The 12759-nt window shown below is 65.2% G+C and carries 10 protein-coding genes and 1 tRNA gene; 9 read left to right on the top strand and 2 right to left on the bottom strand.

The genetic code is table 11. From position 1 onward, the window contains the following. Window positions 1-130 precede the first annotated feature (130 nt). Window positions 131-2386 (bottom strand): TonB-dependent siderophore receptor, encoded by a 2256-nt coding sequence (locus tag EDE08_RS06575; RefSeq protein WP_165935741.1) that lies wholly within the window; start codon window positions 2384-2386, stop codon window positions 131-133. A gap of 551 nt (window positions 2387-2937) precedes the next feature. Here EDE08_RS06575 and EDE08_RS06570 point away from each other — a divergent pair. The 4 genes from EDE08_RS06570 to pepT all read left to right on the top strand — a co-directional run bounded on the left by EDE08_RS06570 (window position 2938) and on the right by pepT (window position 5232). After that, entirely contained in the window at window positions 2938-3141 is a 204-nt protein-coding gene (locus EDE08_RS06570; RefSeq protein ID WP_061877859.1) for a hypothetical protein, read from the top strand. Between the two features lie 160 nt (window positions 3142-3301). Next, window positions 3302-3378, top strand: a tRNA-Asp gene (locus EDE08_RS06565). Between the two features lie 184 nt (window positions 3379-3562). Then, window positions 3563-3877: an HU family DNA-binding protein gene (locus tag EDE08_RS06560; RefSeq protein ID WP_131868147.1), complete on the top strand. Its 315-nt coding sequence runs from the start codon at window positions 3563-3565 to the stop codon at window positions 3875-3877. 104 nt (window positions 3878-3981) lie between these two features. Then, window positions 3982-5232 (top strand): peptidase T, encoded by a 1251-nt coding sequence (pepT, locus tag EDE08_RS06555; protein ID WP_131868146.1) that lies wholly within the window; start codon window positions 3982-3984, stop codon window positions 5230-5232. 60 nt (window positions 5233-5292) lie between these two features. Here pepT and EDE08_RS06550 read toward each other — a convergent pair whose 3' ends face one another. Then, on the bottom strand, window positions 5293-6183 hold the full coding sequence (locus EDE08_RS06550) for a phage holin family protein (RefSeq protein WP_131868145.1): 891 nt from the start codon (window positions 6181-6183) through the stop codon (window positions 5293-5295). A 360-nt stretch (window positions 6184-6543) separates the two neighbouring features. Between EDE08_RS06550 and EDE08_RS06545 the strand changes: the two genes are divergently transcribed. The 5 genes from EDE08_RS06545 to EDE08_RS06525 all read left to right on the top strand — a co-directional run bounded on the left by EDE08_RS06545 (window position 6544) and on the right by EDE08_RS06525 (window position 12758). Then, on the top strand, window positions 6544-6765 hold the full coding sequence (locus EDE08_RS06545; protein ID WP_131868144.1) for a hypothetical protein: 222 nt from the start codon (window positions 6544-6546) through the stop codon (window positions 6763-6765). Between the two features lie 118 nt (window positions 6766-6883). Further along, window positions 6884-7246, top strand: a complete 363-nt coding sequence (locus EDE08_RS06540) for a hypothetical protein (RefSeq protein ID WP_131868143.1) — start codon at window positions 6884-6886, stop codon at window positions 7244-7246. A gap of 55 nt (window positions 7247-7301) precedes the next feature. Beyond that, the gene (gene ihpA, locus EDE08_RS06535) at window positions 7302-8576 is read left to right on the top strand and encodes a divalent metal ion exporter subunit IhpA (protein ID WP_131868142.1); all 1275 of its coding nucleotides are present in this window, start codon (window positions 7302-7304) and stop codon (window positions 8574-8576) included. Then, a complete protein-coding gene (gene ihpB / locus EDE08_RS06530) occupies window positions 8573-9547 on the top strand; it encodes a divalent metal ion exporter adaptor subunit IhpB (protein ID WP_131868141.1) in 975 nt (324 codons plus the stop codon). Before ihpA ends, ihpB begins: the two co-directional genes overlap by 4 nt. Beyond that, window positions 9540-12758: an efflux RND transporter permease subunit gene (locus EDE08_RS06525; RefSeq protein ID WP_131868140.1), complete on the top strand. Its 3219-nt coding sequence runs from the start codon at window positions 9540-9542 to the stop codon at window positions 12756-12758. Before ihpB ends, EDE08_RS06525 begins: the two co-directional genes overlap by 8 nt. Window position 12759 lies beyond the last annotated feature (1 nt).

Genomic DNA, 12759 nt, shown 5'->3' with positions numbered 1-12759 from the left:
AGCCCGCAGGCTCATCGATCTCCGGACGGAAGATCGGCGATCGGACGGCTGGACGGAGTAGAAGGACGATCGCGATCGGCTGGTCCAATTCTCGGAGCCTGCCGCCACAACGTCCCGCCCCCGCCTGACCTCACCACTTGTAGGAGACGCTGGCGGTGATGCGCCGGCGATCGCCGTAGAAGCAGGACGTGGACGATGCACAGCTCGCGACATAGATCTTGTCGGTCAGGTTGACCACGTTCAGCGCCGTGCGCCAGTTCTGCCATTCATAATGGAGCGCGAGGTCGCCGAGCACGACTGCGGGAACCTCGAGCGTATTGGCTGTGTCCGCCCAAGACGAGCCGATGTAGCGTACGCCACCGCCGAAGCCGAACCCCGCGAGCGGCCCGTCCTTGAAGGTGTAGTCGGCCCAGCCCGACACCAGGAGTTCAGGCGTGTTGGTCGGCGTCTTGCCGACGAGCGCCGGATTGAGATCCTTGCTGGTAAAGAGATCATAGGCCGTGAAGGCACCGATCAGCTTCAGCTCCTTCGTGGCGTTGGCCACCGCTTCGAGCTCGATGCCGCGCGAGGTCACTTCGCCCGTCTGGTTCTGCAGCGTGGTGATCACCGGATCGGTGGTCGGCACATTCTGGCGTTTCAGATCGAACACCGAGGCGGTGAAGTAGCCGTCAAATCCCTTCGGCGCGACCTTCACGCCGATCTCGACCTGCTTGCCGGTCTCCGGCACGAACAGCTGGTTCTGTGCATTGAGACCGATGATCGGGTTGTAGCTGGTGGCATAGGAGACGTAGGGCGCGATGCCGTTGTCGAAATTGTAGATCAAGCCTGCGCGACCGCTGAAGCGGCTGTCGTTGTTGCTGGCGAGCGTTGCGCCTGTGTCGCGGGCGACCTGCGTCGTCTCGACCCAGTCATTGCGACCGCTCAGGACCAGCGTGAAGTTGCCGAGCTTCATCTGGTCCTGAAGATAGGCGCCCGCCTGCTTCTGCGTGATCTGGAAGTTGCGGAACGGTGCGCCCGCGAGCGGGATGTTGATACCATAGGCCGGATTGAAAACATTGATCGACGGAACAGTGCCGAAGTTGAAGGCCTGGTAGTCGTCGATCTGATAACCCTTCAGATCGACGCCAAACAGCATCGTGTGCCTGATCGGGCCGCTGTTGAAACGATACTCCAGCTGGTTGTCGAGATTGGCCTGGTTCGCGGTGTTCTTCGCATACCAGTTATAGCGGCCCATCGTCGCCGTATTGATGTTGTCCCAGCCGTTGCCGATGTAACCGCGATAGGTCAGGTCGATATGCGCAAATCGCGCATTCTGCCGGAATGTCAGATCGTCGGTGAGATTGCGCTCGAACTGGTAACCGAGCATCTCCTGCTCGCGCGTGAACTTGTCCACGCTGGGATCGCCGACGAAGAAGCTGGTCGGAATCTTTCCGAACGGCGCGTTGGTCACCGTGCCCTGGTAGGGCAGGAAGTTGATACCGCGGGTGTCCGTCTTCGACGCCGACGCAAGGACCGTGAAGGTCGTATCGGCATCAGGCTTCCAGGTGAATGACGGTGCGATGAAGTAGTTGTTATCAGGCGTGAAGTCCACCTGCGTCCCGCCGTTCCTGACCTCGCCTACGACGCGGTAGAACAGCTTTCCGTCCTGGGGCTGCGTTGCCACGGGGCCGCCGACATCGAAGCCGACATAGGCGTTGCCGAAGTTGTTGACGCCGGTCTCGATGTAACGGATCGGCTCGGCCGGCGGCATCTTGCTGATGACGTTGACGATGCCGCTCGGGCTCGATCCGCCATAAAGCACGGCGGACGGGCCGCGCAGCACCTCGACGCGCTCCATGTTGGACGGCGGCAGCCGCCAGCTCGCATAGGACGTGTAGAACAGTTGCAGGCCGTCGAGGAACAGCCCGATGTCGTCGGACTTGAAGCCGCGGATCAGCCACCAGTCGTTGCGGGTGTCCGCGCCGAATGTCCCTGCCCGCACGCCCGCGGTGTAGCGCAGGGTTTCGTCGAGCTTCATCGGCTTCTGGTCGCGGATCTGCTCGGCGCTGATCACCGACACGGACTGCGGCGTCTCCATGATCGGCGTGTTGGTCTTGGTGCCGGACGAGCTGCGACCGGCGACGTAGCCGTTCACCGGGCCCCGCGGCGTCTCGACGAAACCGACATTGCGCTGCGGCTGCTGCGGTCTGTTTCGAGTGGCGACCTGTTCCGACGCCCGCGGCAGACGGCGCTGAGGGGTTGCGGCCGCGCGGCGACGCGCTTCCGGCGCGGTGACGGTCACCGCCGGCAGGTTCTGCGCGCCACTCTGCGAGGAAGATTGTGCGAGCGATGCCTGCGGCATCAGGACCCAAGCGGATGCGGTCGCCAACACGGCAGACCGCAGCATTCCAAGACTGTTCAACGCGCCACCCCAAAGCTGCATGTGTGAAGCAACATGCCGCCTGTCCCGAAACGGCATGCGCTTGCGGTGACGCTTATGTGAGAGCGCGCGGAATCCCTAATTGAAAGCTTCTTAGAGAAACTCTTAGAAGTGCTCCAACATTTCCCGTTATTGCAGCGAGATCAGCGCGCATTCTCCTCGCTCTCGAGCATCCCGGCGGCGATCGCCGTGAGCTCATCGACCTGTCGCAGCACTGCAGGGAGTTCGGTGCGCTTGATGCCACCGCGATCAGGGAGGTCAGGTTCTCGCCGCAACTTCGGACTTCGGATTTCACGATCAGCTTGCGCGGCAACGGATCTGCGAATGTGGGGCTGATCTGTTCCTGTCCTGGCCGACGGCCTCGAAGCCGCTGTTCGTCCGGCCCCGCTTCCGGTCCCCGGACGAAACCGGCCGGGCGGAGAGATGAAACCATTTTGCGGAACCCGCGAAACGATCCGGAAACAGATCGTCCTTAAGACAGAGCCATAGACGGCGGCAAAGCCCGTCGGGAGGCTCAGATGAACCACTCAATTCACTCCGCTGATCGTGCGACCCACCTGAAAATCGTGGTGGTGGCGCTGGTAGCCGGTATCGTCGTGGCCGGCTTCGGGATCGCAGCCCGCACCCACGCCGATTACGGCCAGACGGCACAGTCGACGCCTGTGATCAAGGCCGGCAAGCCGGTGGCGGTCACGAGCGCGGGGACGTCGGAGATCCGCTGATACGTCCCTCTTCCGGGCTGACCAATGGCCGCCCCCGGGCGGCCTTTCTGTTTTCCAGGGCAATGCTTAGCCGAGGCAAGCTGGTAAAGCGCAACGTCCTTGACTTCACCATGTCCCCCCTTTAAGTCCCCCCTCGTTCCGCGCGCGTCGAGCGAACCACGCGGGAGTAGCTCAGTTGGTTAGAGCGCCGGCCTGTCACGCCGGAGGTCGCGGGTTCGAGCCCCGTCTCTCGCGCCATTTTGGCAATCCCTTCATAGCCTTAGCCCGAATTTCTCGACGCCTGTCGCATCTGCCGGCGTCCGGCGGGAACTCTCGGCATAGTCAGCCCACGTCCGAATCGTCTACGCCTTCCGAGACTTGGAGGGATCCCCGCGCGTTTCCGGCTTTTCCGGGGCTTCCTGTGGAATCGAGGAGGCCAGTCATGGCTAAGAAGGATTCGGCGAAGAAGGCAGCCGCTCCCGCGACCATCACGCTCAAGCACCTCGCCGCCGACATCGCGGAGCGCCAGGACCTCTCGAAAAAGCACGCCGAAGCCGTCCTGACCGATATGGTCGACCTGATCACCAAGCACCTCAAGAAGGGCGACCGTGTCCGTATCGTGGGCCTTGGCATCCTCCAGGTCCGCAAGCGCGCCGCCCGCACCGGGCGCAATCCCGCCACCGGCGAAGCGATCCACATCAAGGCCAGCCGGAAAGTCGCATTCCGCCCGGTGAAGGAACTGAAAGAGGCGATCTAGCGCTTACGATTCATTAGGCCTGATCGGAGCTCGTTCGGGCCGCATCGTGGCCGGCTTTTCTGATATACCGCCTGCTTCCCTCAATCTCGGCGGTTCGACCAGAAATGTCCTCTCTCACCTTTTCGCACACCGTGACCGAGCGCTTCCTGCGCTATGTCACCATCGACACCCAGTCCGATCCGGAATCCCCCAGCTCCCCCTCGACCGAGAAGCAGAAGGATCTCGGCCGCGTGCTCGCCGCCGAGTTGAAGGCCATGGGGGTCGAGGACGCCCATCTCGACGAATACGGCTATGTCTACGGCACCATCCCGGCCAACACTGACAAGAAGGTGCCGGTGATCTGCTTCTGCTCGCACATGGACACATCGCCCGACGTCACCGGCAAGGACGTCAAGCCGCAAATGGTGAAGAACTATCGCGGCGGCGACATCGTGCTGCCCGGCGACACCAGCCAGGTGATCCGCCTTGCCGAGCACCCGGCGCTGAAGAACCAGATCGGCAACGACATCATCACCACCGACGGCACCACGCTGCTGGGGGCCGACAACAAGGCCGGTGTCGCCGAGATCATGGATGCCGCGCATTTCTTCATCAACAACCCCGATGTGAAGCACGGCACCATCAGGATCCTGTTCACGCCGGACGAGGAGATCGGCCGCGGCGTCGACAATGTCGACATGAAGAAGCTGGGCGCCGATTTCGGCTACACCATGGACGGCGAAAGCGCCGGCTGCGTCGAGGACGAGACCTTCTCGGCCGACGGCGCCACCATCACCATCAACGGCGTCAGCGCCCATCCCGGCTACGCCAAGGGCAAGATGGAGCACGCGATCAAGATCGCCGCCGCCATCGTCGAGCGGCTGCCGAAGGAAGGATGCTCACCGGAGACGACCTCGGGCAAGCAGGGCTTCCTGCATCCGATCGGCATCGAGGGCGCGCTGGAACAGGCGACGCTCTCCTTCATCGTTCGCGACTTCACCGAGGAAGGACTGAAGGAGAAGGAGGCCCTGCTCGAGGGCATCGTCAGGGACGTGATGAAGGACTATCCGCGCTCGGCCTACAAGTTCGAGGTCAAGGAGCAGTACCGCAACATGAAGCAGGTGATCGATCGTCACCCGCACGTTGTCGAATACGCCGTCGAGGCCATCCGCCGCGCCGGCCTGCGTCCGATGCGCACCGCCATCCGCGGCGGCACCGACGGCTCCCGCCTGTCCTTCATGGGCCTGCCCTGCCCCAACATCTTCGCCGGCGAGCACGCGTTTCACTCGCGGCTCGAATGGGTCAGCCGGCAGGACATGGAAAAGGCGGTGCAGACCATCGTCCACCTCGCCATGATCTGGGAGGAACGGGCCTAGCGCCCCTCACCGTCGTAAATATTGAAATGGCCGGGCTATGCCCGGCCATTTGCATTGAGACTACGGCACCGGCATCGCGCGCGGAGTGCGGTGGAAGCGATTTGAACTCGCCATCCAGTTCGGCAACGGTGCGCCGTCGCGGTGCCGCCCACCGGCGGCGGCCGCCGCCCACGCCACCACCGCTCCGATCAGGGTCGCGGCTGCGACCGAGAACGCGACGATGATCGAGTTGCGCCGCGCCCGGTTGATGGCCGTCCTGGACTCCGCGATCAGCGCATCGACCCGTTTTTCGGAATCGGGCGCCGCAAGACCCGTGAGCGCGGCCACCTGCTGCACGAGATAGGCCCTGTCGTCGCTGGTGACGCCGCTGTGGCTGGACGACGTCATCAGGATGCGTCCCGCTTCGGCGCGCGGTTCATGAAGGTCGGTGTTGGGCGGGCGACGCGGGGCGCGGAACAGCTTGTCGAGCTCATAGCTCAACAGGGGCTCGGCCGCGGACGTGTTGCCGGCCGAGCTGCGCAACGGCGAACGGTCAACCACCGATGCGCCAAGCAGCGCGAGCAGAGCCGCTCCGAGCAGTACCGCAAGCGCCCAGGACGTCAGCCCATGCAGCCCGTCCCGCCGCTCGCCGTCGTCGTCGATGGTCGCCAGCGCGGGTGCCGGCCGCGTTGTTCGTCCGGCGATGTAGCCGCCGAAGCCGAAGCTGATGACCGTCTGGATGATCAGATACAGTCCGGAGAGCAGCGCCAGCGCAGCGGAGGCATCGCGCCAGGTCGGCGAGGCCGAACTGACACCAAGGCCGATCGCAACACCAAAGCTCAGCAGGATGAACGACATTGCGCCCGCCGCAAGCGCACCTGCGAACACCGAACTCCACTGGACGGTTCGGGGAGCCTCGTCCTCCAGCCCGCCTTCCATGATCTCTTCGCGCACAAGAGTTTCGACCGTCATCGCGGCGCTCTCAGCGCAGGCCGAAGAACGACAGGATCGCCATGATGACCACGATCAAGCCGATCAAGTAAATCAGTCCGTCCATTGTTGGTCCTCCTCGTTTCTTCCGGTCGCTAATCGCGAGGTGCGAGGAACGTTCCTAATTGGACAGAGCGGCGGGAACGAACTGCGGAATGGATGGTTATCGGCTCAAGTCCCAAGGATAGAGATTGTGAGCACACAAGGCCTCAGCCCGTTCGTTCGGGCTGGGGCCTTTTCGCGTTGCAACCAGCTTGCTCATGCCTGTCCTATGTTAACGACGAAGGGGCCGGGATCATCAAAGATGCGATCGGGGCGGACCCTCCAGATCAGGAGCACCGCGTGGATCGCAGAACCGCGTGCCTGCATCAGGCGAATGCATTCCGGGAGAAGGCCCTCGCCGATCCCGAGCACCACGACCAATGGATCGACGAAGCCATCAAATGGCTGGAACGGGCGATGGAAGCGAGTTGTCACGCCGTGATTACCGTGACGGCGGACGACGTTCCGGAGGCGGCCACCGAAGCCATGTCCCCGCATCCGCGCGTCGTGACGCGCCAATAGATGTGCCGGCGACGTAAGCGCGCTGCGGCAATTGTTCCAGTGACGTAACAATGTTGCGGGTCGACACTGTTCCCGCGCTTATGCTAGGCCGGGCACAGACCGCAACCAGAGAGACGTCGTGCTCGCAAACCGCCAGCCCTCAGGATCCCGCCGCCCGCGCAACTGGCGCGGGCTGCTGTCCGTGCTGATCGCGGCCGTCTATCTGTTCGCGAGCGCGCTGCACGGCTCGCATGACATCGACGTCACCACGCCCGGCGGCGGATCGGAGATCGTGGCGGCCCTGGATGGCCCCGCTGGCCACAGCGACCACAAGGTCATCGGCAGCCATCATTGTCATGGCTGCTTCTCGCTCACGGTGACACAGCCGGCACCGTCGACCGCATCGGTCGCGCTTGTTTCCGCACCGAGCCCGCAACGTGCGCCCCGGCTCGCCGGAATTGTCCTCGACACCGACTCGCCGCCTCCCAAACATATGGCCTGAACGGATTGGTCGGGCGTCCCGCGCCCATTGGGTTCATCCTTTGCAGGTCGGCTTGATGTTGTTCAGAGGAATGGCCGCGCGCCTGGCGTGCGCGGCGGCGTGTCTGATTGCCGGACTCGCGATTGCGCCGTCTCACGCCCAGACTTTGACGATGCGGAGCGCGTTGTCGCGCGCGCTGGCCGCAAGCCCGCGCCTGACGGCGGCCGAGCGCGACGTCGGCATCGCCACGGGACAGCGCATCCAGGCGGGTGCCCTCTTCAACCCGGAACTGTCCTACGAACAGGACGATTCCTTCGGCTCCGGCAAATATCGCGGGACGCGATCGGCCGAGACCACGCTGCAGATCAGCCAGGCCTTCGAGCTGTTCGGCAAGCGCGATGCGCGGATTGCCGCAGGCGTCGCCGGCGTCGAAGTGGCCGCGATCCAGCGCAAGGCCGTCAGGCTGGAGGTGCTGTCGGAGACCGCGATCGCCTTCCTCAGCGTGCTCGGCGCGCAGCGGCGTATTCAGATCCTCGACGAGCAGATTGCCGCCATCGACCGCCTGACGCCGCTGTTGCGCCGCCGCGTCGAGGCCGGCGCCTCCTCGCCCGCCGAGACCGGCCGTGCCGAGGTCGCCTCCGCTCTGGTGAAAGCCGACCGCGAGCGCCTCAAGGCGACGCTGGCCAGCGCCCGGCGCGAGCTTGCGGTGCTGATGGGCGATCCAGCCGCGAAATTCGGCGAAGTGTCCGGTCGGCTTGACACCACGGGACGCCCGCCTTCGTTTCGAGCGGTGGTTGCCGCCATCGATGCCAATCCGCAACTGGTGCGCTGGACCGCCGTTTACGCGCAGCGCAATGCCGAGCTGCTGCTGGCGCGGCTCAAACCCTATCCCGACGTGCGGATCGCCGCCGGCTGGCGCCACTTCAACGAAACGGGCGACGATGCGGCGCGCCTGACCGTCTCCGTGCCGATCCCCGTGTTCGACCAGAACCAGGGCAACATCCTCTCGGCGCAGGAAAGCCTTGCCAAGACCAGGGCCGAGCGCGAGGCCAACCGCAACACGCTGATCGTGATTGCCGGCCGCGCCTATGACTCGCTCCAGGGCTCGCTGCGCGAGCTCGCCGTGCTGCGTGAGACCGCGATCCCCAAGGCCGTCGAGGCGTCCGAGGCGATCTCGCAAGGTTACGGCCAGGGCCGCTTCACCCTGCTCGAAGTGCTCGACGCCCAGGCCAGCGTCACCCAGGCGCGGCTGCGCGAGCAGGAGGCGTTGCAGAATTTCCATGCCGGCGTTGCGATCATCGAAGGCCTCGTCGGCAATCCCTTCACGCTGGCGCGGGAGAGCGCACGATGAGGACCTTCTCCACCCTTCTCGTCGCCATCGTTGCCGCCGCGCTCGGCGCTTACGGCTATTCCCTGCTCGCCCCGGCCAAGCTCGCACACTCCGAGCATGCCGAGCATTCCGAAAAGAAGCCGAACGACCATGTCGAGCAGGACGAGCACGGCGCCGACCGCATCCGGATCTCCGACGTCAAGCTCGCGGCCGCGGGCGTCACGCTGGCCGAAGCCGCGGGCGCCACGCTGACCGACACCCTCGCCTTCAACGGCATCCTGCGCGCCAACCAGGAAGCGGTGGTGCAGGTGACGCCGCGCTTTCCGGGCGTCGTCAAATCCATCCTGAAGCGCATCGGCGACAAGGTCGCCAAGGACGATCTGCTCGCAGCGATCGAGAGCAACCAGAGCCTCACCGTCTATGAGCTCAAGGCGCCGTTCGCCGGCACCATCATCGAGCGGCAGATCTCGCTCGGCGAATACGCCTCCGAGCAGAAGCCGGCCTTCGTCGTCGCCGACCTCTCCACCATCTGGGTCGATCTGTCGATCTACCGGCAGGACTTGAGGCGCGTCCGCATCAACGACGAGGTGCTGATCGATCCCGACGACGGCCGCGGCGAGATCAAGGGCACGATCTCCTACATGGCGCCGATCGGCAGCAGCGAGACCCAGACCGCGCTGGCGCGCGTGGTGCTGCAAAATCCGGACGGGCGTCTGCGTCCCGGCCTGTTCGTCACGGCGCGGCTGATCCTCGCGGCCCGCAACGTCGCCGTTGCCGTGCGCCGCAGCGCGATCCAGACGCTGGAGAACAGGACCATCGTGTTCGTGCGCGAGGACGGCGACAAGATCGAGGCGCGCCCGGTCGAAACAGGGGATTCCGATCCGAGGTTCGTCGAGATCAAGGCCGGGCTCGCGGCCGGCGAGCACTATGTCGCGGAGAACAGCTTCGTCGTGAAGGCGGAGATGGGCAAGGGCGAGGCCGAACATGATTGAGCGCCTCATCGCCGCCTCGCTGCATCAGCGCTGGCTGGTCCTCCTGCTCGCGCTCGGCGCCGTCGCCTTCGGGGCCTGGAATTTCCAGCGCCTGCCGATCGACGCCGTGCCCGACATCACCAACGTCCAGGTCCAGATCAACACCCGCGCGCCCGGCTATTCACCGCTCGAGACCGAGCAGCGCATCACCTTCCCGGTCGAGACCGCCATGAGCGGGCTGCCGAAGCTCGACTATACCCGCTCGCTGTCGCGCTACGGCCTCAGCCAGGTGACGATCGTCTTCAAGGACGGCACCGACATCTATTTCGCCCGCCAGCTCGTGGGCGAACGCATCCAGCAGGTGAAGGACCAACTCCCGGCGGGCGTCGAGGTCGCGATGGGACCGGTCTCGACCGGCCTCGGCGAAATCTTCATGTATACCGTCGAGGCCAAAGCGGGCGCCAGGACGCAAGGCGGCCACGACTATTCGCTGACCGATCTGCGCACCGTGCAGGACTGGATCATCCGGCCGCAGCTCCGCAACGTGCCGGGCGTGGTCGAGGTGAACACCATCGGCGGCTTCGAGCGGCAATTCCACGTGCTGCCGGACCCCGGCAAGCTGATGGCCTACCGGCTCGGCTTTCGCGACGTCATGACGGCGCTGGCCGCCAATAACGCCAATGTCGGTGCCGGCTATATCGAGCGCAATGGCGAGCAATATCTGGTGCGCTCGCCGGGGCAGGTCGGCAACATCGCCGAAATCCAGGACATCGTGATCGGCTCGCGCGGCGGCAATCCCGTCAGGATCAGGGACGTCGCGACCGTGATCGAAGGCCGCGATCTGCGCACGGGCGCGGCGACGCGAGACGGCGAGGAAACCGTGCTCGGCACCGCCATGCTGCTGATCGGCGAGAACAGCCGAAGCGTCGCGCGCCGGGTCGCAGCCCGCATCGAGGACATCGCCAAATCGCTGCCCGAAGGGGTCGTGACGCGGACTGTCTACGATCGCACCGATCTGGTCGAGGCCACCATCCGGACGGTCAGGAACAATCTGCTCGAAGGCGCGGCGCTGGTGGTGGCCGTGCTGTTCCTGATCCTCGGAAACATCCGCGCCGCACTGGTCACCGCCTGTGTCATTCCGCTCTCGATGGCGATGACGATCACCGGCATGGTCGAGACCAAGGTCAGCGCGAACCTGATGAGCCTGGGTGCGATCGACTTCGGCATCATCGTCGACGGCGCCGTCATCATCGTCGAGAATTGCCTGCGCATGCTGGCCGAGGCCCAGCGCGAGAAAGGCCGCCTGCTCACGCTCCCGGAGCGGCTGCGGGCGATCCAGCGCGGGTCGAGCGAGGTCATCAAGCCGAGCCTGTTCGGAACACTGATCATCGCCGTGGTCTACCTGCCCGTGCTGACGCTGACCGGCGTCGAAGGCAAGATGTTCACGCCGATGGCGCTGACCGTGCTGATGGCGCTCGGTGCCGCCGTGCTGTTCTCCATCACCTTCGTGCCGGCAGCCGTTGCCATCTTCGTCACCGGCAAGGTGTCCGAACACGAAAACCTGTTCATGCGGGTCGCCAAGCGCGCTTATCTCCCCCTGCTCCGCTTTGCCATCGACAACCGGGCCGCGGTCGCCGTCATGGCCGTGGTCATCGTGGTTGCGAGCGGCATCGCCGCTTCGCGCATGGGCGGCGAGTTCATCCCAAGCCTCGACGAAGGCGACGTCGCGCTGGCGTCGATCCGGATTCCCGGCACCAGCCTCACCCAGTCGCTGGACCTGCAGAAGGCCTTGGAGAAGCGCATCAAGCAGATCCCGGAGGTGAAGGAGTTCTTCACCCGCATCGGCACCGCGGAGATCGCGACCGACCCGATGTCGCCGGCGCAAACCGACGGCTACATCATGCTCAAGCCGCGCGCCGAATGGCCCGACCCGGACAAGCCGAAAGCCGAAGTGATCGAGGCGATCGATCATGCTGCTGACGAGATTCCGGGTAGCGCCTATGAGATCTCCCAGCCGATCCAATTCCGTGTCAACGAGCTGATTTCCGGCGTGCGCAGCGATGTCGGCATCAAGGTCTTCGGTGATGACCTCGACATCCTCCAGGGCGCCGCAAAACAGGTGGAGGCCGCGATCCGGGGCATCCGCGGCGCCAGCGACGTCAAGATCGAGCAGGTCGCGGGCCTGCCGATCCTCACCGTGCGGCTCGACCGCCGGGCGCTCGCCCGCTACGGCCTCAGCGTCGCCGAGGTGCAGGGCATCGTCGAGATCGCGGTCGGCGGGAAGTCTGCCGGAAAGCTGTTCGAGGGCGACCGCCGCTTCGACATCGTCGTGCGCCTGCCCGAGCATCTGCGCGGCAATCTCGAGGCGATCCGGGCGATCCCGATCCCGCTGCCGCCCGGAGAGGAGGCCGCGGCCAACACGCCGCTCCGAACGGCATTATCCGCCTCTTCCGTCACCCCGATGCGCTATGTGCCGCTGTCGTCGGTCGCAACCGTCGATGCGACGCCCGGGCCCAACCAGATCAGCCGCGAAAACGGCAAACGGCGCATCGTCGTCACCGCCAATGTCCGCGCCCGCGACCTCGGCTCCTTCGTGGCCGAGGCCGAGGCGGCTGTGGCCGAGAAGGTCAAGCTGCCGCCGGGCTACTTCATCGGCTGGGGCGGACAGTTCGAGCAGTTGGTCTCCGCGACCAAGCGGCTCACCATCGTCGTGCCGGTGGCGTTGCTACTGGTGTTTCTGCTGCTGTTCATGGGCATGGGATCGGCGGCGGATGCGGCGCTGGTGTTTTCAGGGGTGCCGCTGGCGCTGACCGGCGGCGTCGCGGCGCTGCTGCTGCGCGACATTCCCTTGTCCATCAGCGCCGGCGTCGGCTTCATCGCGCTGTCGGGCGTCGCCGTGCTCAACGGGCTCGTGATCATCGCCTTCATCGAGCGTCTGCGCAGCGAAGGGCACTCCGTCGTGGACGCGGTCCGCGAAGGCGCACTGACGCGGCTGCGGCCCGTGCTGATGACGGCGCTCGTCGCCTCCCTCGGCTTCGTGCCGATGGCGCTGGCCACCGGCGCCGGCGCCGAGGTGCAGCGGCCGCTCGCGACCGTGGTGATCGGCGGCATCATCTCCTCGACCATGCTGACGCTCCTGGTGCTGCCGGCGCTCTACGTGCTGTTCCGCCGTGACGCAGTCGCCGAAGCGTCTAAAATGGCGGCTGATTTGGCGGGTTCCGGGGAGCGCTAGG

Source organism: Bradyrhizobium sp. R2.2-H (assembly GCF_004346455.1).
Taxonomy (GTDB): domain Bacteria; phylum Pseudomonadota; class Alphaproteobacteria; order Rhizobiales; family Xanthobacteraceae; genus Bradyrhizobium; species Bradyrhizobium diversitatis.
Note: the sequence above shows the minus strand (reverse complement) of the source record. Positions and strands in the feature narration are given on the sequence as shown.